The 25717-nt window shown below is 41.0% G+C and carries 21 protein-coding genes and 2 pseudogenes; 1 reads left to right on the top strand and 22 read right to left on the bottom strand.

Features of this window, described 5'->3' with window-relative positions:
• The first annotated feature begins 80 nt into the window (after positions 1 to 80).
• The gene (locus NML69_RS01250; RefSeq protein ID WP_254725069.1) at positions 81 to 2456 is read left to right on the top strand and encodes a bifunctional 2',3'-cyclic-nucleotide 2'-phosphodiesterase/3'-nucleotidase; all 2376 of its coding nucleotides are present in this window, start codon (positions 81 to 83) and stop codon (positions 2454 to 2456) included.
• A gap of 93 nt (positions 2457 to 2549) precedes the next feature.
• On the opposite strand, the gene NML69_RS01245 is transcribed toward NML69_RS01250, so the two are convergent.
• The 22 genes and pseudogenes from NML69_RS01245 to NML69_RS01140 all read right to left on the bottom strand — a co-directional run bounded on the left by NML69_RS01245 (position 2550) and on the right by NML69_RS01140 (position 25714).
• Positions 2550 to 3680 (bottom strand): ABC transporter ATP-binding protein, encoded by a 1131-nt coding sequence (locus NML69_RS01245; RefSeq protein ID WP_000229937.1) that lies wholly within the window; start codon positions 3678 to 3680, stop codon positions 2550 to 2552.
• Between the two features lie 113 nt (positions 3681 to 3793).
• Complete coding sequence (locus NML69_RS01240) at positions 3794 to 4663, bottom strand: helix-turn-helix domain-containing protein (RefSeq protein WP_254725068.1); 870 nt, start codon at positions 4661 to 4663, stop codon at positions 3794 to 3796.
• Positions 4664 to 4666: 3 nt separating this feature from the next.
• Positions 4667 to 5053, bottom strand: coding sequence for a Mini-ribonuclease 3 (locus NML69_RS01235; RefSeq protein WP_254725067.1), 387 nt, complete (start codon positions 5051 to 5053; stop codon positions 4667 to 4669).
• Complete coding sequence (cysS, locus tag NML69_RS01230) at positions 5046 to 6389, bottom strand: cysteine--tRNA ligase (RefSeq protein WP_254725066.1); 1344 nt, start codon at positions 6387 to 6389, stop codon at positions 5046 to 5048. Before cysS ends, NML69_RS01235 begins: the two co-directional genes overlap by 8 nt.
• 43 nt (positions 6390 to 6432) lie before the next feature.
• Positions 6433 to 7194 (bottom strand): nucleoside phosphorylase, encoded by a 762-nt coding sequence (locus NML69_RS01225; RefSeq protein ID WP_254725065.1) that lies wholly within the window; start codon positions 7192 to 7194, stop codon positions 6433 to 6435.
• Positions 7195 to 7198: 4 nt separating this feature from the next.
• The gene (locus NML69_RS01220; protein WP_254725064.1) at positions 7199 to 8065 is read right to left on the bottom strand and encodes a GNAT family N-acetyltransferase; all 867 of its coding nucleotides are present in this window, start codon (positions 8063 to 8065) and stop codon (positions 7199 to 7201) included.
• Between the two features lie 11 nt (positions 8066 to 8076).
• Entirely contained in the window at positions 8077 to 8694 is a 618-nt protein-coding gene (gene cysE / locus NML69_RS01215) for a serine O-acetyltransferase (protein ID WP_254725063.1), read from the bottom strand.
• A 15-nt stretch (positions 8695 to 8709) separates the two neighbouring features.
• A complete protein-coding gene (gene pnp, locus NML69_RS01210) occupies positions 8710 to 10923 on the bottom strand; it encodes a polyribonucleotide nucleotidyltransferase (RefSeq protein ID WP_254725062.1) in 2214 nt (737 codons plus the stop codon).
• A 465-nt stretch (positions 10924 to 11388) separates the two neighbouring features.
• Positions 11389 to 12255 carry a methylenetetrahydrofolate reductase [NAD(P)H] gene (gene metF, locus NML69_RS01205; RefSeq protein WP_002877494.1) on the bottom strand — a complete coding sequence of 289 codons (867 nt, stop codon included), beginning with the start codon at positions 12253 to 12255 and terminating at the stop codon, positions 11389 to 11391.
• 60 nt (positions 12256 to 12315) lie between these two features.
• A complete protein-coding gene (gene metE / locus NML69_RS01200; RefSeq protein ID WP_254725061.1) occupies positions 12316 to 14565 on the bottom strand; it encodes a 5-methyltetrahydropteroyltriglutamate--homocysteine S-methyltransferase in 2250 nt (749 codons plus the stop codon).
• Between the two features lie 352 nt (positions 14566 to 14917).
• On the bottom strand, positions 14918 to 15211 hold the full coding sequence (locus tag NML69_RS01195) for a helix-turn-helix domain-containing protein (RefSeq protein WP_254725060.1): 294 nt from the start codon (positions 15209 to 15211) through the stop codon (positions 14918 to 14920).
• Positions 15201 to 15566 (bottom strand): annotated as a pseudogene (locus NML69_RS01190) (type II toxin-antitoxin system RelE/ParE family toxin). Before NML69_RS01190 ends, NML69_RS01195 begins: the two are co-directional and overlap by 11 nt.
• A 156-nt stretch (positions 15567 to 15722) precedes the next feature.
• Entirely contained in the window at positions 15723 to 16088 is a 366-nt protein-coding gene (locus NML69_RS01185) for a TIGR02328 family protein (RefSeq protein WP_254725059.1), read from the bottom strand.
• Positions 16072 to 16482 (bottom strand): YbgA family protein, encoded by a 411-nt coding sequence (locus NML69_RS01180; RefSeq protein ID WP_254725058.1) that lies wholly within the window; start codon positions 16480 to 16482, stop codon positions 16072 to 16074. Before NML69_RS01180 ends, NML69_RS01185 begins: the two co-directional genes overlap by 17 nt.
• A 124-nt stretch (positions 16483 to 16606) precedes the next feature.
• The gene (locus NML69_RS01175; protein ID WP_254725057.1) at positions 16607 to 17134 is read right to left on the bottom strand and encodes a hypothetical protein; all 528 of its coding nucleotides are present in this window, start codon (positions 17132 to 17134) and stop codon (positions 16607 to 16609) included.
• A gap of 84 nt (positions 17135 to 17218) precedes the next feature.
• Positions 17219 to 18094: an Abi family protein gene (locus tag NML69_RS01170; protein ID WP_254725056.1), complete on the bottom strand. Its 876-nt coding sequence runs from the start codon at positions 18092 to 18094 to the stop codon at positions 17219 to 17221.
• A gap of 111 nt (positions 18095 to 18205) precedes the next feature.
• Positions 18206 to 18416, bottom strand: a pseudogene (locus tag NML69_RS01165) (Fic family protein); the annotation flags it as partial.
• A gap of 120 nt (positions 18417 to 18536) precedes the next feature.
• Positions 18537 to 18950, bottom strand: coding sequence for a hypothetical protein (locus tag NML69_RS01160; protein WP_213952234.1), 414 nt, complete (start codon positions 18948 to 18950; stop codon positions 18537 to 18539).
• A complete protein-coding gene (locus tag NML69_RS01155; RefSeq protein ID WP_254725055.1) occupies positions 18925 to 19758 on the bottom strand; it encodes a hypothetical protein in 834 nt (277 codons plus the stop codon). The genes NML69_RS01160 and NML69_RS01155 overlap by 26 nt, the downstream gene beginning before the upstream one ends.
• Positions 19759 to 19807: 49 nt before the next feature.
• Positions 19808 to 21055 (bottom strand): restriction endonuclease subunit S, encoded by a 1248-nt coding sequence (locus NML69_RS01150; RefSeq protein WP_254725054.1) that lies wholly within the window; start codon positions 21053 to 21055, stop codon positions 19808 to 19810.
• A complete protein-coding gene (locus tag NML69_RS01145) occupies positions 21048 to 22652 on the bottom strand; it encodes a class I SAM-dependent DNA methyltransferase (protein ID WP_254725053.1) in 1605 nt (534 codons plus the stop codon). Before NML69_RS01145 ends, NML69_RS01150 begins: the two co-directional genes overlap by 8 nt.
• A gap of 5 nt (positions 22653 to 22657) precedes the next feature.
• A complete protein-coding gene (locus NML69_RS01140) occupies positions 22658 to 25714 on the bottom strand; it encodes a type I restriction endonuclease (protein ID WP_254725052.1) in 3057 nt (1018 codons plus the stop codon).
• Between the last annotated feature and the right edge of the window lie 3 nt (positions 25715 to 25717).

Below are 25717 nucleotides of genomic sequence, written 5' to 3'. Positions count from 1 at the left end.
ATAAAAAACATTCGTATTTAACTTGATTGATTGGCTTCCATCCTGTATAATAGAGTGAAACTATTTTTGAGGAGATTTTTATGTCATCATTTCGTAAACAAGCAGCCCTTTTAGGTCTGACTGCAGCTATATTTGCAGCTTCTACTGCACAAGCAGATGAAAAAGCTACAAATCTAGATACTAGCACAACACCTACACCAGTAGCAAATCAATCAGAGAAATCTGTTGCAGCTACTGGAAATGAAAAGGAAACGGCATCTGAAAAAACGGACGCCCCTGCTAAGCAAGATGAAAATGCTACTCCAGTAGCAAGCACTGAAACAACCCCTTCTAAAGAAGGAAGCCTTGCAGACGACAAAGCCCTTCAACCAACAGAAGGACAGGAAGTCGATGTCCGCATCCTTGCAACAACTGACCTCCACACCAATCTAGTTAACTATGATTATTACCAAGACAAACCTGCTGAAAATGTTGGACTAGCAAAGACAGCTGTTCTCATCGAAGAAGCTAAAAAAGAAAATAGCAATACACTTCTTGTAGATAATGGAGATACGATCCAAGGAACGCCACTTGGAACCTACAAAGCCATCGTTAACCCGGTCAAAGAAGGGGAGCAACACCCTATGTATGCAGCCCTTCAAAAGCTTGGTTTTGAAGCTGGAACACTTGGAAACCATGAGTTTAACTATGGTTTAGACTACCTCAAACGTGTCATTGATACAGCTGGAATGCCAATTGTCAACGCCAATGTTGTAGATCCTAAAACGGGCGCTTATGTCTATGACCCCTATAAAATCATCAGCAAAACCTTTGTTGATAAAACTGGTCGCAAAACGACCGTCAAAATTGGGGTGACTGGAATCGTTCCCCCTCAAATTCTCAGCCGGGATAAGGCCAACCTTGAAGGAAAGATTCAGGTCAATGACTCTGTAGAAGCTATTCAAAAGATTATCCCTGAAATGCGCAAAGCAGGTGCAGACATTACTCTTGTACTCTCTCACTCAGGCATCGGAGATGATAAGTACGAAAAAGGGGAAGAAAACGAAGGCTATCAAATTGCAAGCCTACCTGGTGTGGATGCAGTCGTAACAGGGCATTCTCACGCTGAATTTCCAAGTGGAAATGGCACTGGCTTTTATGAAAAATATGCTGGTGTTGATGGCGTAAATGGCAAAATCAACGGTACTCCTGTAACCATGGCTGGAAAATATGGTGACCACCTCGGCATTATCGACCTCAACCTTATCTACAAAAATGGAAAATGGACTGTTGCCAACAGCAAAGGCTCTATTCGCAAGATTCACACTAAGTCCAAAGACGCTGATGAACGAATCAAAGAAATTGCCAAAACAGCCCACGAAGGAACCATCCAATACGTTCGTCAACAAGTCGGAACAACGACTGCACCAATCACGAGTTATTTTGCCCTTGTCAAGGATGATCCATCTGTCCAAATCGTCAATAACGCACAAATCTGGTATGCTAAGAAAGAACTGGCAGGAACTCCTGAAGGAGATCTTCCTATTCTCTCAGCTGCTGCACCGTTTAAGGCGGGTACTCGTGGAGATGCTACAGCCTATACAGATATTCCAGCTGGCCCAATCGCCATCAAAAACGTAGCCGATCTCTACCTCTACGACAATGTCACGGCCATCCTAAAAGTCACTGGAGCTCAACTCAAAGAATGGTTGGAAATGTCTGCTGGTCAGTTCAACACCATTGATCCAACTAAAAAAGAAGCGCAACAGCTCATCAATCCAAGCTACCGCACTTATAACTTTGATGTGATTGACGGAGTGACCTATGAGTACGATGTCACCCAACCAAATAAATACGATCGCGAAGGTAAGTTGATCCACCCAGATGCTAGTCGTGTCCGCAATCTAAAATACCAAGGAAACGATGTCCGTCCAGATCAGGAATTCATCGTGGTAACCAACAATTATCGCGCAAATGGTAAATTCCCTGGCGTTCGTGATGCTAGCCTCAATCGTCTCCTCGGACTTGAAAATCGCCAGGTTATCATCAACTATATCCTCGATGTAAAAAATATCAACCCAAGTGCAGATAAAAACTGGCACTTCACAAATAGCATAAAAGGGTTGGATGTTCGCTTCTTGACAGCTGATAAGGCCAAAGACTTGGTTGGCACAGATGGTGACATTCAATATCTAGCTAGCTCCGACCAAGAAGGGTTCGGCGAATACCGCCTTCTCTATGTAGAGCCTAAGACTGAACCTGCAGAAACAAATCACCACGAAGTCCAAGATACGCAGGAACAAAATCAAGGCGATGCAATCACTCTTTCAAACGGTGGTCAAACTATTATTTTACCAAGCGCTCATAATCCAGTAGCTACTACCCTACCAAATACAGGTGAGAAAACGTCTATCCTAACCTTCCTAGGTGTCATTCTAGCAGGGCTCGGACTTTCTCTCAAGAAAAAGGAAGAATAACATAATAGAAGCAAGGCGAGACTCGTCCTGCTTCTTTTTAACCAGCAAAAACACTGCCAGATTTCTCTAGCAGTGTTTTGACATTTCATTTGCTTAGTAAACTGTTTTTTCAGTTTCTACGTCGAAGAAGTGTGCTTTGTTCAAGTCAAATCCAAGTTCAACTGTCGCACCTGTTTGCAAGTAGTCACGAGCATCTACTTTGGCAACAAATTCGTCTTTACCAACTTGGCAGTAAAGGTGAGATTCTGAACCAAGCAATTCTGATACTGAGATAGTAGCTTTGACAACTGATTCTGGGAATGTTTCAAGGAAAGCAGGTTCTGCATTCACGTCTTCTGGACGGATACCGAAGATCAATTCTTTTCCTTCGTAGCCTTTTTCACGAAGAACTTTCAAAGCACCTTCTGGAACTTTCAAGCGGAAACCGTCTGAAACAATTTCATTGCCTTCTAATTTCACATTGATGAAGTTCATAGCTGGGCTTCCGATAAATCCTGCTACAAATTTATTAACTGGGTTTTTGTAAACTTCTTGAGGAGTTCCGATTTGTTCAACACGTCCGATAGTACCTGTACCAGCAGGGTTCTTAGTTGCTGACATGATAACGATACGGTCTGCAAGAGTCATCGCTTCTGTTTGGTCGTGGGTTACGTAGATAGTTGTAGCTCCGATACGACGGTGAATCTTCGCAATTTCAGCACGCATCGATACACGAAGTTTGGCATCCAAGTTTGACAAAGGTTCGTCCATCAAGAACACTTTTGCATCACGGACGATGGCACGACCCATGGCAACACGTTGACGTTGACCACCTGAGAGGTCAGCAGGTTTACGATCCAAGAATTCTTTCAAACCAAGGATTGCTGCTGCTTCTTGTACACGTTTGTCGATATCTTCCTTGCTGTATTTACGCAATTTCAAACCGAAAGCCATGTTGTCATATACAGTCATGTGTGGGTAAAGAGCGTAGTTTTGGAATACCATGGCGATGTCACGGTCTTTTGGAGCTACGTCGTTGACAACCACGCCATCGATAGATGCAGTACCTTCTGTAATGTCTTCAAGACCAGCAATCATACGAAGAGTTGTTGATTTACCACATCCTGAAGGACCTACGAAAACGATAAATTCTTTGTCTTTGATGTCCAAGTTGAAGTCTTCAACTGAGTAGTGTTCGCTGTTTGGATATTTTTTGTAAATGTTTTTAAGATTTAATTCTACCATCGAGGTGAACTCCTTTTGTCTTTTGATAGTTTTATTATAGATGAAAACGCTTTACTTTTCTATGGCAAGGTGACCAAAAAAATAAAAAAGTTCTGTGCAACTTGCACAAAACTTTAGAGAATATCTGGTAAAATCAACTGATAACACAAGGTCAAGTCGGTCAATTCCTTCAACTGTAGCCCTGTCAATTCTTCCCATCTATCAATCTTGTATTGGAGAGAATTGCGGTGCAGATAGAGTTGCTGGGCTGTTTTAGTTAAGACCGCACTGTTTTCCCAGAGAGAAAGGATAATTTCCTGAATCTGATCCTGATCCAAAATCATCTGATGCAGGCATTCTTTAATGACTCTCAGTTCCACAAGTCTTTCCCCCATACTCCATAGATAGAGCTGTGAAAAGGTGTGAACACCTTGATGACCTTGGCGCCACCAAGTCTTAAACAAATCTCGCTCTGCTTTGATTAAGTCTGATAGGGCTTGATGTCCTGTCTGAGACCACACCTGGCCTAACATGATAGAGAGACGAAGTCCAAAATCGTACTCCACTGCTTCAATCGTATCACTTAAAATAGCTCTTACAGAAGTGTACTTATCTTGTTGAAGCACAAAAACATAGTCCTGAGCACCGACTTGTAACACTGTCTGGCAGTTGGGAAAGAGAGTTTGCATCATATCCAGCCAAGAGGCTAGATTTTCCTGTTGGTAATAAGACAGATGGCAATAAACCAGCTGAATCTTTTTAAAAGTTTGAGGCGCCTGCCCCTTCCCCTCAATCAGATAGGGATACCAAGGATTGAGCGAATGAGCCTGATCCTGCTGGGTCAAAAGGGCAACCAGCTGCTTTTCACGCTCGCTGAGCCCAGCTTCCTCCAGCAAAATCCACTGCTGAGAAGACAAAGGGAGAGTGAGATAGCCTGGTTTCTCTACTGGTTGATCTAAAATCTGAGCCTCAGGAAACCAGTCTTGTAGTTCTTTTGCAATCATGCCCTAGCCCTCCACTTTTTGGATGCACCAAGAAATTAAGGTCTCTAGACGCTCCACATTTTCAGTCAGATGGAGATAGCCCATGACCGCTTCAAAGCCAGTAGACATGCGGTAAGTCACCACATCAGCATTTTTAGCCTTTGTGTGGCTATTGGTATTGCGACCACGTTTATAGATTTCTTCTTCTTTTTCAGTGAGAATATGGTCCTCTAGCATGAGAGAAATCAAGCGAGCCTGAGCCTTGGCTGAGACATACTTGGTCGCCTCTTGGTGAAGTTTATTGGGTTTGGTCATACCTTTGAGGATGAGGTGGCGGCGAATATACATAGAATACACCGCATCCCCCTCAAAAGCTAACGCAATCCCGTTAATGAGATTGACATCAATCACGTGTCCACCTCACTCCATCCTTGGTGTCAAGGAGCTTAATTCCTTGAGCCGCCAATTGGTCACGGATTTTGTCTGCTGTCGCAAAGCCACGATTGGCACGCGCTTCTTGGCGTTTTTGGATCAAGGCCTCGATATCTGCATCCAAAACTTCCTCGACAAAGACAATTCCGAAGACTTCTAACATATCCGCAAGAGCTTCCTTAACACTTGCATCATAGTTGCCAGAATTGATCCATTTGGCCATTTCAAAGACTACTGTGATACCGTTGGCAGAGTTGAAATCCTCATCCATAACAGCTACAAACTTATCTTTAAAGGCTTGTAACTCTTTGACATCCACTTTTCCTGTAAATGGTTGCTCATAAGTGTTCTTCAAATACTTGAGATTGGTCTCAGCGTCTCGCACTGCTTTTTCCGTAAAGTTGATTGGCTTGCGGTAATGCTGAGTGGCAAAGAAGAAACGAAGCACTTGCCCATCAATGGTTTTGAGGGCATCATGGACTGTGATGAAATTCCCCAAGGATTTAGACATCTTGACATTGTCAATATTGACAAAACCATTGTGCATCCAGTAGTTGGCAAAAGTCTTGCCTGTTTTAGCTTCTGACTGGGCAATTTCATTGGTATGATGCGGAAACTCCAGATCGGCTCCACCACCGTGAATATCAATGGTATCTCCCAAAATCTCTGTCGACATGACCGAACACTCGATATGCCAGCCCGGACGACCAGGCCCCCAAGGACTATCCCAAGAAATCTCGCCTGGTTTTGCAGCTTTCCAAAGGGCAAAGTCTACAGGATTTTCCTTGCGAGCCGTTTCTTCATCGGTACGACCTGAAGCACCCAGCTCCAAATCTTCCAAGGTTTTATTGGCCAATTTAGCATAGTTGTGGGATTTTTCCACACGGAAGTAAACGTCCCCTTGACTCTCATAGGCAAAGCCTTTCTCGATCAAGTCTTCCACAAAACGGATGATGTCCTCCATAAACTCTACTACACGTGGATGGCGAGTCGCAGGTTTTACGCCCAAGGCTGTCACATCCTCACGAAAGGCAGCGATGTACTTATCCGCAACCTCCTGAGGCGTGATGCCTTCTTCCTTGGCACGGTTAATAATCTTATCATCCACATCCGTAAAGTTGGAAATATAGGCAACTTCGTAACCGCGGTATTCAAAGTAACGACGAATGGTATCAAAAGCCACTGTTGAACGGGCATTCCCCACATGGATATAGTTATAGACGGTTGGCCCACAGACATACATCTTAACCTTGCCGTCCTCGATAGGGACAAATTCTCGCAAATCACGAGACATGGTGTCATAGATTTTAATCATTCACTGTCTCCTTTCTGTTTCTTGTTTATCGTAAAAAGTAGTTTCAATCCAACTCTCTAGCAATTACTAATGCTATCTCAAAGAAAGTCATAGCATCTGCTTTTCTTTCTTCATGTCTTGCATCCCACTCATGATTGTGATGGTCAACATAATCAGCCGTATAAAAAAATTGATAGACTTTTGCTTGTCGAAATTGCGTCCAAGCAATGATTGCAGAAGCTTCCATATCCACAACAGTCGCACCTGCTGCTAATCTACGTTTGACCTTATCGGCTGTTTCACGATAGAAAGCATCAGTCGTCCAAGCCTTTGTTCGAATGTGCTCAATGCCAGATTTGTTCAAAGCTTCTTCCATGGTTAAGAGCAAAGTTTCGTCATAAGCTATCTCATCACTTGGAGGAGCGTAATGGTAACTTGTACCTTCATCACGTAGAGCTGAACTTGGTAGGATAATCTTATCTGCCTGAATAGACTGATCTAGAACTCCGCAAGAACCCAACACAATAAAGTTCTTAAATCCTCTTGCTTTGAGTTCTTCTAAGAGTCCAACAACCATCGGGGCTCCAATCGTAGCTATAGCAACTGCTACCTTACTCCCATCTTTTTCATAGATATACCATGGAAGTCTGCCATTTAGATTGGTTAGATAGCCACCTTCATAAACATCTTCAAACTGCTTTACTCGTTCAACGATTTCTCCATTAAAAGATAAAATAATCGTGTCACAGACTTCTCCACCATCACGAATACTTCGATCAGTTGGTTCGATAACCGCAGGTACATTTTCGAATTCTTCTAATAGCATTTTTCTACTCTTTCTCATTCAGATAAACTACCTGTGTCTGTTTGACAAAGCCGATTTTTTCATACAAGCGCTTGGCACCTACGTTGCTATCTTCCACTGCAATCTGAAATCCCTTATCATTTTGCTCAATTAGTTGGTTGACAAGGGATTTTGCTAAATAGCTTCCATAGCCTTTTCCACGTTCAGGTTCCGATATTGCCAAACCATAGAGGTAATTCGTATTAGTCGATAAATCTACCGTGCAAGTTCCAATAACCTGACCGTTTTTTAATAAAATATATAGGCGACTTTCTGGATCTTTTAGAGCTTCAGCAACATATCTATCCGCAACTTCTCTCGATTCATGCTCCTCTGAAAATGCCTGAAATTGTAACTGGCTAATTTGCTCCTGATATGAACTATCTGCTAACAAAACTTCAAGATTGGAAAGTTTTGCTAACGGATAAGGTCTTCTATCCTTACCTAACCAGATTTCTGTATTTTCATCCTCGACCAATCCCCAGTTGCTGACAAAATCAGGATGACGCTCTAGAAAAATACGTTCTGTCTGAAAAGTAACTGAACGAATAGGAAAAGAAGCCGTTTCTTTCTCAAAACTCGTAAACAAAGCACGCGCAATTCCCTGACGGCGATGATTTGGATGAACCAGTATCGTCACTTCCACATCTTGGTCATCAGCATAGACAGTTAATAGACCAACAAGTTCGCCTTTTTCATAATAAAGGAAAAAGGCGGGCATGTTGGGGTCAAAATTAAGCATGTTAGAAAGATAGGGAGCACGATAAGTTCCATCATAGGCTTGGCAACAGTCAATTAGTTTTTTCGCCTCAGATAACTCCTCTTTGCTTAACTTATTTCTTGCTTGAATCATATAGCTATCCTCTACAAACCAGACGATCTGTGACTGGCTTCTCTAGCCTGCTCGAGTTTATTGACGTAATACTCACGTTTTTCTTCAACTTCGTGGATGATAGGCTCATCTTTCTGTCCATGAACTCGGACGATCTTAGCCGGGATTCCGACAACCGTTACATCACTAGGTACGTCTGCCACGACTACTGCGGCAGCACCGACTTTGGCATTTTCACCGATTTCTACCGGTCCAATGACTTGGGCATGGGCTGATATGAGAGCTCCTTTACGCACAGTCGGATGGCGTTTGCCAACATCCTTCCCTGTTCCACCAAGGGTTACTCCGTGATAGAGAAGAACGCCTTTTTCAACAATCGCCGTCTCTCCAATCACCAGGCCTGAACCATGGTCAATAAAAACACCTGAGTCAATCTGGGCACCCGGATGAATCTCGATTTGAGTCCAAAAGCGCCAAAACTGACTGTGCATACGAGCCAGGAGTTTGAAGCCATGATTCCATAAAAAATGCGAGAGACGGTGGGCAGCTAAGGCCTTGACACCTGGATAAGTCAGCAAAACTTCTAAACTGTTGCGTGCCGCTGGATCATTTTCTTTTACAATATCAATGGTTTCGCGCCACCATCCCATACATTTCTCCTTTTCTTATTCTGAATCTTTTGGTGTTTCTGTAACTTCTTTCTTAGGTTTGTGGTCCTTGTGATGACGTGGACGGTGAGGTCGCTCAGACTTTTCACTTTTTTCATCATGCTCAGGTTTTGGCGGACGAGGAAGAAGAACTTTCATAGAGGCATCGATACGGCCTTTTTCATCAATCTTGATAACCTTAACATCGACTTCATCACCGATAGCTACCAAGTCCTCGACACGGTTAGTACGAGTCCAAGCCATTTCAGAAATGTGCACAAGTGCATCTGTCTTATCAAAGAGGTTGACAAAGGCACCAAATTTCTCGATACGAACAACCTTAGCATGGTAAACTTCATCTACTTTGGCTTCACGAACTAGACCAGCAATGATTTCTTTGGTACGGTTAATAGCATCTTGGTCGCTAGAGTAAATAGAAACATTACCTTCTTCGTCGATATCAATCTTAACGCCTGTCTCAGCGATAATCTTGTCGATGGTTTCTCCACCCTTACCGATGACAATCTTAATTTTGTCCACATCAATCTTGATAGTATCAATTTTCGGTGCAGTTGGAGCCAATTCTGGACGAACTTCTGGAATAGTTGCTTCAATCACATCAAGGATTTCAAAACGCGCTTTCTTGGCTTGGGTAAGGGCCTCAGTCAAGATTTCTGCAGTAATTCCTTGGATCTTGATATCCATTTGAAGGGCTGTAATCCCGTCACGAGTTCCTGCAACCTTAAAGTCCATATCACCGAAGTGGTCTTCCAATCCTTGGATATCTGTCAATACTGTATAGTTATTTCCATCTGAGATAAGTCCCATGGCAATACCAGCTACTGGCGCCTTGATTGGCACACCCCCAGCCATAAGGGCAAGCGTTCCCGCACAGATGGAAGCTTGAGATGAAGAACCATTTGATTCCAAAACCTCAGCTACCAAGCGGATCGCATACGGGAATTCTTCCAAACTTGGCAAGACTTGAGCAAGAGCACGCTCACCGAGAGCACCGTGACCAATTTCACGACGACCTGGTGCACCATAACGACCTGTTTCCCCTACAGAGTATTGAGGGAAGTTATAGTGGTGCATAAAGCGTTTCTTGTACTCTGGGTCCAAACCATCAATGATTTGCGTTTCACCCATTGGTGCCAAGGTCAAGATAGAAAGAGCCTGAGTTTGTCCTCGCGTGAAGAGACCGGAACCGTGTACGCGAGGAAGGTAGTCCACTTGTGCATCCAATGGACGGATTTCATCAACCTTACGACCGTCAGGACGCACCTTGTCTTCTGTGATCAAACGGCGCACTTCAGCGTGTTCCATTTGTTCCAAGATTTCAGCCACATCACGCATGATACGATCAAATTCTTCGTGGTCTGCATATTTTTCTTCGTAAACAGCAGTCACTTGGTCCTTAACTGCTTGAGTTGCAGCTTCACGCGCCAATTTTTCTTCTACTTGGACCGCTTTTTGGAGATCACTGTTGTAAGCTGCGATGATTTCAGCCTGTAATTCAGCATCTACGTGAAGCAATTCCACTTCTGCTTTTTCCTTACCAACTGCTGCAACGATTTCTTCTTGGAAGGCAATCAATTCTTTAACAGCTTCGTGCCCTTTCAGAAGGGCTTCCAACATGATCTCTTCTGACAATTCTTTGGCACCAGACTCTACCATGTTGATAGCGTATTTGGTACCAGCTACTGTCAATTCAAGAAGCGATTGCTCAGCTTGTTCTTGAGTAGGGTTAATGATGATTTGACCATCCACATAACCCACTTGTACCCCAGCAATTGGTCCGTCAAATGGAATATCTGAGATAGACAATGCCAATGATGATCCAAACATAGCCGCCATTGGAGCAGAGGCATTTTCATCATAAGAAAGGACGGTGTTGATCACTTGCACTTCGTTACGGAAACCTTCCGCAAACATAGGACGGATTGGACGGTCAATCAAACGCGCTGTCAAGGTCGCATCTGTTGAAGGACGTCCTTCACGTTTCATAAATCCACCAGGAAACTTCCCAGCCGCATACATTTTTTCTTCGTAGTTGACTTGAAGTGGGAAGAAATCCCCAGTTGCCATTTTCTTAGACATGACGGCTGCAGTCAAGACAGTTGACTCACCGTAACGCACGACAACTGCGCCATTTGCTTGCTTAGCAACCTGGCCAGTCTCTACGATCAACTCACGACCCGCAAAAGTCGTTTGAAACACTTGTTTTGTCATTTTAATCCCCTTTGGATTGCTGAAATTATACGCCTTGCCTACAAAAATCAGGATACAAAGGGCGTAAAGAATCCCGTATGAAAATAGGAGATTGACGCAGTGTGCAATGCACACCAGGAAATCTATCTTTTTCACTAGGGATTTAGCCCGTGTTCAACTACCTAAATACCTTGAAAAGTTTAAAAATATTATTCTTTAGCATTTGTATCTTTTATAGCATAGCAGATTTGAATAGCTAAGAATATGTTTATACCCTCATCTTTGTATCAAGTACGTACAGAGTCTATTTTATCATATTTTTCTTAAAAAGTGCGGGCTTTTCTATTAAAAAGGAACCATTCCCCCATAAAAGAGGAATGGTTTGTTGTTTATTTTATTTAGCAAATCCTTCGGCTTTCGCAACTGTCATTTTTCATTTAAAAACAAGTAAATGACAAGCTGTCGTCTCAGTGGTTAAAGAATCGATTACCCTAAAGACTGATGATTAAACAAGGCATGGGTTGCTTGGTGGATGTATTTGGCTGTTTCAGCATTGTTCATGGTGTAGAGATGCACACCTGCGACATCTTGAGTTACCAAGTCCACGATCTGATCCACTGCATAGGCAAGTCCTGCTGCTCTGAGCGACTCAGGGTCATGCTCATACTTGTCCAAGATGGCCTTAAATTTACGTGGAAGATGGATATTCTCACATGTTTTCAAGAGACGAAGCGCTTGGTTACGGTTAAGAATGGGCATGATCCCCGCATGAATGGGAACATCAATCCCTGCCAAGGTACACTTGTCTTGGAAATCGTAGAAACGCTCATTGTCAAAGAAAAGCTGCGTTACGAGGCTGGAACAGCCTGCATCCACTTTCTTCTTGAGATTTTGAATATCTGAGATTTGGTTTGGCGAGTCAGGGTGCCCCTCTGGGTAGCAAGCGCCAATAATATCAAAGTGAGGAGCTTGTTCCTTGATGAACTCGATCAAATCCGTTGCGTAGCGGAAATCCTTTTGTGGTTCCACATCAGGGATAATATCCCCACGCAAGGCCAAGATTTTCTGTACCCCAACCTTATCCAAGTCTGCAATTGTTTCAGCAACCTTGTCCTTAGTCAGATAGATGGCTGGCAAGTGGGCAATGGTTGGAATCGCCAAGTCATTCTGGATAAAGTCAGCCAAACGAACCGTTGTTTCCTTGATATTAAATTTATTATTGCTGGCAGTCACACTGATAAAGTGCGGTGTTAGCTCCCGCATATCCTGCAAAGCTGAAATAATTTTATCATTACCCACAGCTGGGTTTGGAGGGAACACTTCAAATGAAAGTGACGGTGTTTGGCGTGACATATATATTAACCTTTTCTAGTTGATTTCTTACTGATCAACCGTGTAGGGAGAAATGGGTTCTTACAATTTCTCACGCGCAGCTTTAGCTGCTTCTACAAGGCGGATCAAGCTTTCTTTTGTTTCTGGAATACCACGTGTTTTCAAACCACAGTCAGGGTTGATCCAAACTTTCTTGCTTGGTACTTTGGCAAGAATAGCATCAATTGTGTGGTCGATTTCGCCTTCATTAGGCACACGAGGAGAGTGGATATCGTAAACCCCAGGTCCCACTTCTGTTTGGAAGTTTTTTGCTTTGAGTTCGTCCAAGATTTCAAGATTTGAACGGCTTGCTTCAAAGGAAATAACGTCCGCATCCATGTTGTCGATGGCTGGGATGATATCTGTAAATTCTGAGTAACACATGTGAGTGTGGATTTGTGTGTCTGGTGCTACTGTAGAGTGTACCAAGCGGAAGGCAGGAATTGCCCAGTCAAGGTAGTCTTCGTACCAGTCGCTGCGACGGAGTGGCAATTTCTCACGAAGAGCAGCTTCGTCAATTTGGATGATTTTCACACCAGCAGCTTCAAGGTCAAGAACTTCATCCTTGATGGCAAGAGCGATTTGAAGAGTTGAGTCCTTGATAGAGATGTCTTCACGTGGGAATGACCAGTTGAGGATGGTAACCGGTCCAGTCAACATCCCTTTAACAGGTTTGTCTGTACGGCTTTGTGCGTAGCTAGACCATTTGACAGTGATTGGGTTGAGACGAGTGACGTCACCCCAGATGATTGGTGGTTTCACCCCACGCATACCGTATGATTGTACCCAACCATTCTTAGAGAAGAGGTAACCGGACAAGTTTTGACCGAAGTACTCAACCATGTCGTTACGCTCAAACTCACCGTGTACAAGCACGTCGAATCCAACTTCTTCTTGCCATTTGATCCATTCGTCGATGGTTTCAGCAAGGAAAGCGTCGTATTCTTCTTGTGACAATTCACCCTTACGGTAAGCCAAACGTTTAGCACGGACTTCCTTAGTTTGAGGGAATGAACCGATGGTTGTTGTTGGAAGGGCTGGAAGTTTAAAGGCTTCTTCTTGGATAGCTTCACGTTCTGCAAAGGCTGGCAAACGAGTGTAGTCAGCGTCTGTCAATCCAGCGATGCGCGCACGAAGTTCTGCATTTTCACCCACACGCTCAGTAGCAAAGAGTTCTTTGTTAGCTGCAAGAGCTTCTTCACCTTGACCATTGCGGATAGCATCCAAGTCACGAAGTTCTTCCAATTTTTCAACCGCAAAGGCAAAGTGGTTCAAGATAGCTGGCTCAAATTCTTCGTTAGCAGTTGTAAATGGCACATGAAGAAGCGAGCATGAGCTAGTCAAAACGATGTTTTCAGCTGGGATTTGCTCAAGAACAGCCAAGCTCTTTTCGTAATTGTTGCGCCAGATGTTTTTACCATTGACAATCCCTGCATAGAGTGTCTTATCAGCTGGAAAACCACCTTTAACGAGTTCAAGAGTTTTCTTACCTTCAACGAAGTCAAGACCAATGGCATCTACTGGCAATTTCACAAGGTCAGCATAAACGTCACGAACGTCTCCGAAGTAAGTTTGAAGCAAGACTTCAAGACCTTTTTTGTCAGCCAAGAGTTTGTTGTAGAGGTTCAAGAAGAGAGTTTTTTCTTCAGCTGTCAAATCTTTGACAAGAGCTGCTTCGTCGAGTTGGATGCGAGTCGCACCAAGCTCAGCCAATTTAGCAAAAACTTCTTGGTAAGCAGCTACTAAGCTATCTACGAAGTCTTCTGCTTTCACGCCTTCCTCAAAGTCTGATAATTGAAGGAAAGTGAACGGACCTACAAGGACAGGACGAGTGTTCAATCCAAGTTCTTTGGCTTCTTGGAACTCATCAAAGATCTTGTGACCAGCCAATTTAACTTGAGTGTCTTTTTCAAATTTAGGCACGATGTAGTGGTAGTTGGTGTTGAACCATTTCTTCATCGGAAGGGCACGAACGTCCCCTTTTTCTCCTTGGTAACCACGTCCCAAAGCAAAGTAGCGTTCAAGTTCTGATAATTCCAAGTTTTGAACAGAAGCTGGCACCACGTTAAAGAGGAAAGCAGCATCTAGGAAGTTGTCATAGTGAGAAAAGTCATTTGATGGAATTTCAGTAATGCCTTTTTCTTTGACAATGTTCCAGTGTTTGGCACGCAAGTCTTTTGCTGCTGCTAAAAGTTCTTCTTCTGAGATTTCTTTTCTAAAATATTTTTCAGTTGTAAATTTCAATTCGCGGAATTCGCCCAAACGAGGGAAACCGATGATTGTAGTTGACATGATGTGTCCTCCAAAATTTGTTGTTGAAACTATCTTAACAGAAAAGAAACTGTCTGTATAATTGTAAATAATTAGGCTTTGATATAGTTTGAAACTATATCACTCTTTTGGTCAAAAGAAAAAGACTTGAGACCAGCGTCTCAAATCCTTTGTATAGCTTGTTTGGTGGCTGTATTTTAGTTGGAATGCTCAAACGAGCTATTGACGATTCTCATCAGTGACTATGGCTTGTTATTAGAAAAGACTATAGGTTGGTTTTCTTTTGTAATTCTGATATTTCCCTGAAAAAGTGCGGACGGGAAGTAAAATTATCCAGTGGATGGTTTTAGCCAACCAAGTAATTTCATCCCTATCAACCTTTTTCCTGTTCAAGTGGTACGACTGCTAGTGTCTTTCCTAAACTGGCTAAGACTTTTAAGACGGTATCCAACTGAGGACTGGTCTTGCCAGTTTCCATCCTAGCTATGACAGGCTGGCTCACTCCACTGAGTTCTTCTAGTTTTTTCTGACTGATACCTTGCTCATGTCTAGCCTCGATTAATTCACTCATGATAGTCACTCGCATATCACTCTCAAGGATTTCCTCCTTGGTGAAGAGTTCTGTCCGAACATCCTTCCAATTACTCCCAATAGCACTATTCTTCATCACTTAACCTTCTTTCTTTTAAGTCCTTCAATTCACGCTTGGCTTTTTCAATTTCTCTTCTAGGAGTTTTCTGAGTCTTTTTGGCAAAATGATGTAAGAGAACGAAACTCCCACCAAGCCAAGCTACAAATAATATCCTATCCCTAAGAGGTCTAAGCTCCTAAATCTCATCTTCCAAATGTTTGATATAGGGTTCACCTACTCTAGTCCCATGCTGACTAAGCAACTCGATATAGTCATTTAGTTTATTGAGTTTGATGCGACTGTCCTTACTCTTCTTTCTAGCCAATTCTCTCATATAATCTAAGACTGGCTCATTTCCATTTTTGTCCTTATAGAAGTAAATTGTATGCACCAAGCAACCTCTTTTCAATTTAATTATAACTTAAAAGTTATTAAAAGTAAATTCTAATACCCATAAAAAGGAGACCTTAGAATCATTCTAAAGGTCTCATCTTTATTATTCGAAAAAATTACGAGAAGAGTTATAATATGGAGCTAATCCTGACTCTTACTCCAGCTCAATGCCTTTCTCACGGAGATTAGCCAAACATTCCTCATAGTATCCTGCATCATGCTCACTATAGATGGGCTTGCCTAGCTTCTCCTCTGCTAACTCTTGATAAGAAGGGCAAGTCTTACCACGGTAGTTCTTGTCCAACCATTCTGGACTCACCTTATAGTCTCGATTAGCCATCTCTTCCATGATCAAGCGATGATAGGCATAGAGACGATAGGGCGAGTGAGTAAAGACATAGTCCACCGTCGCATGCTTTCTGCCCCAGCCATTGCCACGTAGGGCGCAACACTCTCGATGTTGCCCCAAGAGTTGAGGACGGGGAAGTTGTGAAATCAAAGCCTCATGCCAAAGTCTCATGGGCGTCTCCTTTCAGTAAAGTCGAATGTTGCAAGTAGGTATTGGGATAGCGATCTAGCAAGTCTCGAGTTTTAACGATCAAGTCCTCCTTAGAAACCTGACCAAAGCGGTAGCGATCCAGCAAGAGCATGTAGTCCTTGCGCTCGGCATCTGTCGCTTTCTTTTTGAAATAGCCCCAAATATGCTGAAAGGCATTGCAAACCTGACCCCTATTTTCTGGGATTTGACAGGCACGGTCTATCATCTCTTGAACCAGAACCAGACTCAGCTCCACCTCTTCATTCTTCAAGTATTGGCGAATCTCATTGTAAATATTGCTGGAATGACTCAAAACGAGGTATTTGTTTCTAGCCCAGAGTTGCTGACACTGGGATTTTGGGTTAGTTTGTTCCATGTTTCTCCTTGCTTTCTATCAGTTTCCGGGGAATATGGAAATAAAGTTATTTCTATAAAATGAGCGAATAAAGAGTGTTTTTTGTCGTTCCTGATTTTTCTAATAAACCTTGATTGACAACCCCTTAAATACCTGAATAAGTCTCTACTAACAACTGAATCTTACGTAAAACTTCTTGCTTTTTCCGTTCACGCGCTCCCTGTCTACGAGAGGTTGGTGGAATAATCGAATCCAAATCAGTCCCACTATTTTCAGCATAACCTCGTTGAATTGATTTGTCGATAAACAATTGATAGTCATCTACAAGTTTCTCAGCCTCAGCTAGGTCATGAATCGCAATTTTCTTGCGCTCCTTGCCATATTCGTAGAAAGCATTGATAATCCCTTCATGGTCTTTCAATTTTTGCAAATCGGTATCATTGATAAATCCGATTACCAACTCTTCTTTGGCACGAATATCAATACTAGAACGAATCACGCGACTAACTTCTGCTTTCATTACTTCTTTAGACTCAGAATTCTTCGATTTTTCAACAATCAATGCAAGAATGTAGTCTAGATTAATCTCATCTGTTTTAAGGTTCAAAGATTCATCTCGAATTTCTACATAAGAACTTCGTTTTTCAAGTAAATGATGTAATTGTTTTCCCACGCTTTATGAATGCCACTTCCCCCAACTCTTTCCACTCAACGGAACAGTTTTGGATTTCTTCTAGGGTGTTCATATCATACTCCCTCATTTCTTTAGTACTTCTTCCCACTCCTCCACAAATCCAATATGATGCAGATGAATCACTGTTTGATAGCGTTTAATGAGTGCTGACAATTCACATAAAAATCCTTCATTCCATTTTTTCTTAACAGGGTAGAGACTTTTAACTGCGTAAAGTTGCGCCATCAGTCTATTTCTCAATTTACTATTTTCATTCATAAGAGCAGGAAGTTGTCCAGGTATCTTTGTGAAGCTTGTGTAGTATAATCGATTATAATGGGCGCAGTAATTTCTTAAAACCACTGCAACTTCTAGATAGGTTCTAACTTGAGTGGACTTTATACCGACATTTTTAGCAATTTCTTGTTGAATATCTATCGGAGAATCTGCAAAAAATTTCGAAGTCATTCCAAAAGTAAAAAATTCTACTAGAACCCAAATAGGGAATTCTCCATCATATTTCCGCTGATGATGCTTATAAATCGGGCTTTTTTGTCTATGGCTCAATTCTTTTTCAATATCTTCTAAAAATTCATCATGTTTATGAAATTTATTAAAGTTAATCGCTTCTTTATAAGCTAAAGCTCCGTATTTGTTTCCATGATGATAGGCAACTTGAGTCCTAAAATACAACTCAATATCCTCTAAATACTTGAAAATAAGCAAGCGTAACTCTGCATCAAAACAAGCAATTCTATAGATTTTCTCCAAAGAAACCTTACTAGAATCATACTTCTGCGTGTCTTTATCACGAAAAGGTAAAAAATAAGCAGTTAGCCGATAATAATTAACCTTTTGTAAAATATCAATCGCATACTCCTTTGATTTGATATCTTTACAACCGTGCTCAATTAATTTGGCCACCTGCTCATCCCAAGTTTTAAATTCTTTAATTTTCATAATAACTTCCGTATAAAAAAATGTCCGCCTTGTCACATCAAAGAGAGGTGGGCGGTCCTATTAACTCTATTATACCGTTTTTAACAGATAATTCAAGGATTTTTTACTTTTTTTGAAATTATGACAAATTTTTTTCAAAATGCACGATACAAGATTTGACAATATCAGATATCTGACTAAATTTAGTCCAAATAAATAAGCCCGATACCAGATTAGGAACAAACTGTAGTCTCGCTCCAAGATGAACAACTTTCCCTGCTACATCAAAAATACCAACATCTCCTAATCGAAACCAACCTGGATGGAAAGCAATCAGGTCTCTGTATTCAACATTTTATTACTCATAGTGATTGCTGACCTCCTCTATTTTTAGAATTTCGATTTTTATAGCACTTGTGATGGTTCCTAAAATAACTCAAATGTAAAATTGAATTCAAAAAATTTAATCATTTATCTCAACTAAAAGTAATTTAAACAAGCCTTGAGTAACTACAATTATTATAATTACAATACTTAGTAAAAAACCTACATTGATAAAATTTGGAATACAATTAATATTTAAAGATAACTCCATCATATAAAGTAAACTAACTACAAATGTATAGAAATATCTAATAATTATCTCCTCCCATTTTGATGAATAAATCTTTGATTTTTTATCATATAAAACAGATCGCATAGGAGAAGAATACAGTATAGCAATAGCAGAAAGTAAGAAACCCGTGATTACAGAAATAAAAGATACCGTATCACTATGATTTAGTAGCACATAGTCCCTTAATAAATATGATACAAACAGACTTACTACTAAAATACCACCAGAAACAATTCTATCTTTTCTTCGTAACTTTCTCATTTGCCAAACTCTCTATTTCTTTAAGCAAGATATCCTTTACCTCTGAACCTAAATATTTCCCTGTTGCCTGTTGTTTCTCGACATTAATTGAAATCTTTTTGATAAAAGTACCACGGTTAAACACATGTTCAAATCCAGCATCATCGTTTCCTCTAATTAAAATACCTGAAAGTTGATGATTCTCAGACTCTTTTACAATTTTTCTGAGAAATGCTTTGATGTTATTTATTTTCATACTAGAGAGTTTTACGTTCAGAGTTATATCTTTTAAACCATCAGTTTCGAATAAATCATATAAAGCTTCGCGTTTTTGTGATAAAGTTGAAAAAATATCATCTTTTGAAGTAAATTGAATTTCATCAACACTAGACAATATTTTTAAAAATTCCTCTTTATCTTCGTAAAAACCTTTTATACTAAACTCAACCTCTGTTGTATCTTTAAGAATTTTTTCTAGCAAATTACGGTGTCTCACATCCGAAAAGTACAATAAATTATTATCTAAATCGAATAAGACAAAGAATTGCTTCAAAAACTCCAACTCCGTTTCTGATTTAGGATTTTCGCGTTTTTGATTTGTATAGTAGTCCGTTACAGTAGTATCTCTGGGCTCTAACTTTCCAGATTCTATAACTATAAAAACATAATGCTTATTTTTATCAACCTCTATATGATATAACCCTTTTTCGTGCTTTAAATCACATGGGGTCAACTTATCAAAAGTCTTTAAAATAGGCTGTAACCACCGCTCCCCTCTTTTTTCACTTTTAATAAATGGTTTCCATATAGAAAAAGTAAGCTCTGACATTTATTTGCCCTCAAATTCTTTCGACTTTATAATTCTAACTGCTATTCCCTTACTCCACCTTCACCTGTCCATTCATCAACATTGGTAAGAGCCAGTCGCGAAGTTGGGTGAGTTCTTGGTTTTGGTTTTCTAGAATCTGTTGTTTTAACATTATGGGTTGTAGTTTGGCATCTAATTTTGAAATAATTTCAATCGGTGGAACTACAATCTTAGCCTGCTTTAAATGGTCCTGAGTAATATGTCCCATAGTTGTTTTTCTCAACTCAGCAATTGCTTTAAATACCTTCAAATAGCTTTTCAATTCAAAGTAGATGAAGGATTTTGGATAAGTATCCGAGGTAACTTTAAAAATATGTTGATTTAAAGCTCCTCTCTCTTTCCCCCAGATTATAACCTCTAATGTTGCAGACCAAGAAAATAATATGTCTCCTCTCTCTACAACTGCTTCTGTGGGAATATCTAATCTCGCTTTTTCTGTATCCTTTGAGAAGTCGTTCATCATTTCTCGAATTTTAATAACTGGAAGGTAATCATCTTCATTTGTATCTGGTCTATATTTTTGCATAGCAAGACCATTATAAAAATTCGCTATATTCCATAAAGAATCCACTCCCCACCCCTCTGGGATTTCGCGTTTAAGTTCGGGGTTATAGACCATCTTTCCGCCTGATGATTTGTAGGGTTTGCCATTCTGGTCTGGGAAATCAAACTGCACAAACCAGTAGTCATAGAGGGTCTTAGCCATGGCTTCCAACTCTTGGTTGATTTGGTTGTTGATTTGGATTTTTTTATCTAGTATACTCAAAAAAATCGCAATATTTTTCTGAGTTTGAATTTTTGGAATATCTACTTGAACATCATAAATTTTCTCTGGCGAAGTATGCTTAACTTTTGTTCCAGATGCAGAACGACTTATCTGCTGTCTAACTGATTGTGTCATAAATAAATAGTAAGCAAAATCTTTATTCAAGGATTCATTACAAGAAATCAATCCTATTCGCTGATTATGTAAATATCGATTATCTTCAGGAACTATCGCTGTACTACCTAATAAACCAGCAGCTTGTTCAGTCATTGCAACAACCAAATCCCCTTTTGAGCATAAGTATTCTTTCGGATAATCTCCACTATAAAACCTATCTTTCGAGGGATTTGCTTTGAAGCCGCCAGATTCATAAAAGTTTCCCGGAGTTAATATACTTTGAACTCCCGTATCTGAAAAAAATTCTCCTTTAAAAGCCCAACCATGTTTCACCCTAAGCAGCTCACCTAATTTATACCTTTTCCACTCACTCATACTTCAATCCCTTCATCTGCTCTTCAATTTCCTGCTCCAATGCATGCGATTGCTGGAAGAGGTCTGAGAGTTTGTCTTGAAAAGCGGTCATCTTGGCTTCAAACTCTTCTTCTGTGATATCTACATAGTCGATCTTGATATCAAAGTATTGACCTGCGCTGAGAGAGTAGTTTTTCTCCTTAATGTCCTCATAAGAGACGGTGACAGAAAAGTCCTCGATGGCTTCTTTCTTGATAAAGGTCTCGACGATCTTCTGCTCTTCCTCAGGAGATAGCACAGTCTTTTGATTCTTGCCTTCCTTGACCTTGGTTCCGAGGTTTGAGGCATCGATGAGGACGACATCGTCCTTGTTTTTCTTATCGATAAAGAGGATAGAGACGTTGGTACCTGTCGTCGCAAAGATATTAGACGGCATGGAAACGACACCCGCCAGCATTTGATTGTCCACCAAGTATTGACGGATAGCCTTATCAATCCCTGACTGGGCAGTGATAAATCCTGTCGGCAGGACAACAGCTGCTTGACCATCTGGCTTCAAGGAGTAGATGATATGCTGAACAAAGAGCTCGTAAATCGCCATCTTGTCCTTGGACTTGGCTGGAACCTTTGGCACTCCTGCAAAGAAACGCTCACTGGCTTCTGGCAAGGTCTCTACTTGGTCACGCCACTCTGAAAAGTCCAGCTTAAAAGGCGGGTTAGACACGATATAGTCCATTTTTTCAGGATGACGGTTGGCGATGATTGTATTTCCCTGTACGATATTATGGATGGAATGTTGCAGTCCATTCAAAATCAGGTTTAGACGGAGGAGATTAGACGATTTTTGCGAGATATCCTGACTATAGACAGTGGTCTTATCCACACCGATACGACTAGCCAAATTCATAAGCAAGGTTCCCGAACCAGCCGACGGGTCATAAATTCGTACGTTTGATGGTTGGTTATTTCCCACAAGGATATCAGCGATAATCTTAGCCACAGAGTGGGGCGTGTAGTACTCAGCATACTTGCCTCCACCGTCTTTGTTGTAGTCCTTGATCATGTATTCAAAGAGGGTAGAGAAAAAGTCGAAACCTTGTGAAAAGATGGTCTCATCAAACTTAACGCGCGCAAGGAGATTGATGATAGCTTTTGCCACCTCGTTGCGCTTACTGCCATCTGATATGTTATCGGTAATCAGACGCTCGTCAAAGAGACGAATGGCCGTATCTCCATCCGTATGAACAGAGAAAATATCATTATTTTCGATGGCGATTTGGTTGAGGGTATTTTCAAAAGTCTCGTAGAAAGTCGCTTCATTTTGCTGACGGTGGAGGGTTTCGATCAACTGGTCTGGCTTGAGCCAAGCTGTGCTGGTACCGATAAATTTTAGAAGCCAAGAATAATCTTCTTCACTCATATCAATTAGTTTTTCATAACTATTAGAAGCATCAATAGCTTTTGCCTGATATAAAAATTTGTCGTTTAAAAACTTATAGAGGAAAGATTGGGTAAGAAGTTTATATTCAGCTGCTTCTCCACCTAATCCAACATGCGTAAAAACAGCCTTCAAATCATCTACTAAGTCTTTAATTTGAGATTTAAATGTTTCACTCATAAAAGTTAATACTCCCGTTCATATTCTTCAAACAATGATTCAACCACACGATCAACATCTTGCATTGATAATCTTTTATCAGGTTGACTATCCAAGACTCCATGTGTGATTTCTTCTTCAATCAATCTTTTTAAATATCCTTCATTTTCTAATATTCCTTGGTTTTGACCTATTTTATGATCTAGTCTGACTTTAGAATCTTTGATGACATAGTAAATTGCAAGAAACTCACTGACCGTCGTTGAGTTGGTCACATGCTTGTATGAACGAGCAGCCATTTCATCTCCGTTAAAGTTCATGGTCAAGCGTCTCATACGAGTATGATAGTTTTCCACGGACTTAAAGAGTTCTTCATAGTCTTTTTGTGTTTCCTTGATATTTTCCATCGTATAGCCTTCTTGGCCATAGATAAAATGTTTTTGCATGATGCGTTGGAATTCTTCGTAGAGAGAAACCCACTCAGGATCCTTTTCATCACGCTGTTTTTTAATCTTACCAGCTACCCGACGTCTCCAATCCTCCAGGTCATTAGCTGCTAGACGAAGTTCTTCCTCTGCAATCTTGACAAAACTAAAACTAGTCTCAGACATCGCTAAATTTAAGAGCGTTTGACTAGAAAAGTCTGCTGGTTTATCAATCAAGGACAGTGTCAACATCCGTCTAGAGAGGATGTTGAGCAAGGTTGCGACCTGAGCAATGTCAATCTGCTCAATCAATTGATGGTAACCAAGGAGACGAGCAATATTGTAATACTGCTTGATTGACTCCAAAGCTTTTCGTAGATCGATTAACTGCTTTCTATCCTTGATATCATTGATAGCTTGGGAAAAGTATTCCAGATTATCCGTTGGATAGTCAAGCAAGATTAGCTCAGTTTTGCTTAATTCGTGAGAAATCTCGTCTGCAGGGACAAATAGAGAGCCAAAAACATCCTCTCCATTTTCCCCAGTCAAGGCTGTATCATACTCTTGATTGAGTTCTTCCAGATAGGCACGATTGGTCCTGTCAAACTCCTTAGAAATATCCGCGAAGTCAATGACATAGCCAAAGAGATAGTCCTTGTAAGGTCGATTGACACGGGTTAGAGTCTGTAAAAGGTTATGAGCCTTGATTTTACGCCCTAGGTAGAGACGTTTGAGACGAGGGGCATCAAAACCTGTCAAGAGCATGGAATAGACGATGATAAGGTCAATTTTGCCTTCTTTGTAAGCATCTACCTTGTCTTTCTTCTCTTCCTTATCTCCCTCATCATGGAGAATCAATGCAGATGTCAAGTTGATTGTTCCAGCTTTACGACGTTTTTCTAATTGCTTTTCAAGCTCACGCGCCTGCTTTGACGAGTCACAGACGATCATGCCACCAATCGTCTGATCATCAAAAATTACATCACGTGCTCGATTAAAGTCCTCGATGATAAAGTCTAACATAGGTTCTACATAACGAGGGTGAGCAAAGATATCCTCCTTGGACAAGCCTCCACGTTGGATCTCTTCATTGATGGATCTGAGATTGTCTTTATAAGAAGTTTCGATATCTTCTCGCATCAGGCGTAGGGTAAAGCCATCATCGATAGACTGGTTGTAGTAGTATTTGTGGATATAGTCCCCAAAAATATCACGTGTGGTCGCATGATTTTCCTTGGTCTTGCCATCTTTCTTATAGGTAATCAATGGGGTCCCAGTCAAAGCAATCTTGATTGCATTGGTGTCTGCCTGATAGAGATTTGGTAGGTAGGAACCACGTTCATTATAAGAGCGATGGGCTTCATCGATAAAGTAGATATTTTGACGATTGAGGTCATAACCAGAGCGGTCAGTCAAGTCTGAATTATCCTTGAACTTCTGGATATTGACCACAGCGACATCATAGCCATCTTGTTTTTGATTGAGCTCTTGAGGGCTGTTGATACGCTTAACCTTGAGACCACGTTTGGTAAATTCTTTAAAGGCTTGGTCTGCTAGATCCAAACGATCCACGACAAAATAAAACTGAGGGACAATTCCCTGTTTCGAGAAATAATTGGTCAGATAGCGGATATTGAAGAAAGCCAAGGCTGTCTTCCCTGAACCTTGTGTATGCCAGATAATGCCTTTCTTAACACCTCTTGCAATTGTTTCTTCAATGGCACGTGTCGCAAAATACTGAGGGTAGCGCATGACGTGCTTCTGCAGTTGCATCTGACCATCCTTGCTCTCTTCCTCTACATAGACTAATCCAAAACGAAGCATAAAGAGCAGGCGTTCTTTCTGATACAAGGAGGACAGAAAGGCATTACAAGGTGTGTCAGGGTTTAGGTTTGTTTTGAATTCTGGCTGGGACTTGAGGGCAAAGTGGTTCATGTCATCTAAAACGAAGTCGATTTGGTCCTCTGTTAAGGTTGCCAAGGAATGAAGGAAATCTTCTTCTCTTTCTTCCTTGAAAGCATTAAACTTAGTTTTTGAATAGGCATTTGAACCGTAGTAAGAACCCTGTTTCTGTTGACCTTGCCCACTGATATAGGGCAAGTTATCAGACAGAGCTATCAACTGGGTGATATTGTTAAAGCGGCGGAACTTGCGATTTTCAAAGCGTTGTCTAGTTCTGTCTTGCTCCGACTGAATTCCTGTTTTCCCATCTCGAATCGCATTTGGCTGTTTCACTTCGATATAAGAAAGAGGCAGACCATTGATAAATACGACAATGTCAGGACGGAATTCATCCTGGCCATTTTTACAAGTGACTTCAAGCGATAGATGAAAAGTATTGGCTTCAGGGTTTTCCCAGTCAATATAAACGGTATCTTCTTGACCTTGCAGGCGTCTAAAGAAAGAACGTCCCAAGTCATTTTGATCTAGTTCCAACTTGATATTGGCCAGTTCTCTCTCAAAGTCTTCCTCTGTCAGGTAGTTGTTAAATTTTAAAAATTGCTCCTTAAAAACAGATACGAGGATATTGGTATCTGGATCTCGTTCTGCAATCTCCTTCCCATTACGTGGAAGATAGGTATATCCCAGTCTCATAAGGTGTAGAGCTGCTGGAATTTGTACCCTGGTTAATTCAGAAAAATCTTTTTTCTTTGCCATCAA

It is taken from the genome of Streptococcus sp. CF8-6, from assembly GCF_024295845.1.
Lineage (GTDB): Bacteria > Bacillota > Bacilli > Lactobacillales > Streptococcaceae > Streptococcus > Streptococcus oralis_BO.
The sequence above is the reverse complement of the archived record's forward strand: the minus strand, read 5'-3'. Positions and strand labels throughout refer to the sequence as shown.

Excerpts from the sequence above, each read along its gene's own strand:
- NML69_RS01250 (WP_254725069.1), top strand. The coding sequence starts at position 81 with ATGTCATCATTTCGTAAACAAGCAGCCCTTTTAGGTCTGACTGCAGCT.
- NML69_RS01245 (WP_000229937.1), bottom strand. The coding sequence starts at position 3,680 with ATGGTAGAATTAAATCTTAAAAACATTTACAAAAAATATCCAAACAGC.
- NML69_RS01240 (WP_254725068.1), bottom strand. The coding sequence starts at position 4,663 with ATGATTGCAAAAGAACTACAAGACTGGTTTCCTGAGGCTCAGATTTTA.
- cysS (WP_254725066.1), bottom strand. The coding sequence starts at position 6,389 with ATGATTAAAATCTATGACACCATGTCTCGTGATTTGCGAGAATTTGTC.
- NML69_RS01225 (WP_254725065.1), bottom strand. The coding sequence starts at position 7,194 with ATGCTATTAGAAGAATTCGAAAATGTACCTGCGGTTATCGAACCAACT.
- NML69_RS01220 (WP_254725064.1), bottom strand. The coding sequence starts at position 8,065 with ATGATTCAAGCAAGAAATAAGTTAAGCAAAGAGGAGTTATCTGAGGCG.
- cysE (WP_254725063.1), bottom strand. The coding sequence starts at position 8,694 with ATGGGATGGTGGCGCGAAACCATTGATATTGTAAAAGAAAATGATCCA.
- pnp (WP_254725062.1), bottom strand. The coding sequence starts at position 10,923 with ATGACAAAACAAGTGTTTCAAACGACTTTTGCGGGTCGTGAGTTGATC.
- metF (WP_002877494.1), bottom strand. The coding sequence starts at position 12,255 with ATGTCACGCCAAACACCGTCACTTTCATTTGAAGTGTTCCCTCCAAAC.
- metE (WP_254725061.1), bottom strand. The coding sequence starts at position 14,565 with ATGTCAACTACAATCATCGGTTTCCCTCGTTTGGGCGAATTCCGCGAA.
- NML69_RS01195 (WP_254725060.1), bottom strand. The coding sequence starts at position 15,211 with ATGAAGAATAGTGCTATTGGGAGTAATTGGAAGGATGTTCGGACAGAA.
- NML69_RS01185 (WP_254725059.1), bottom strand. The coding sequence starts at position 16,088 with ATGAGACTTTGGCATGAGGCTTTGATTTCACAACTTCCCCGTCCTCAA.
- NML69_RS01180 (WP_254725058.1), bottom strand. The coding sequence starts at position 16,482 with ATGGAACAAACTAACCCAAAATCCCAGTGTCAGCAACTCTGGGCTAGA.
- NML69_RS01170 (WP_254725056.1), bottom strand. The coding sequence starts at position 18,094 with ATGAAAATTAAAGAATTTAAAACTTGGGATGAGCAGGTGGCCAAATTA.
- NML69_RS01160 (WP_213952234.1), bottom strand. The coding sequence starts at position 18,950 with ATGAGAAAGTTACGAAGAAAAGATAGAATTGTTTCTGGTGGTATTTTA.
- NML69_RS01155 (WP_254725055.1), bottom strand. The coding sequence starts at position 19,758 with ATGTCAGAGCTTACTTTTTCTATATGGAAACCATTTATTAAAAGTGAA.
- NML69_RS01150 (WP_254725054.1), bottom strand. The coding sequence starts at position 21,055 with ATGAGTGAGTGGAAAAGGTATAAATTAGGTGAGCTGCTTAGGGTGAAA.
- NML69_RS01145 (WP_254725053.1), bottom strand. The coding sequence starts at position 22,652 with ATGAGTGAAACATTTAAATCTCAAATTAAAGACTTAGTAGATGATTTG.
- NML69_RS01140 (WP_254725052.1), bottom strand. The coding sequence starts at position 25,714 with ATGGCAAAGAAAAAAGATTTTTCTGAATTAACCAGGGTACAAATTCCA.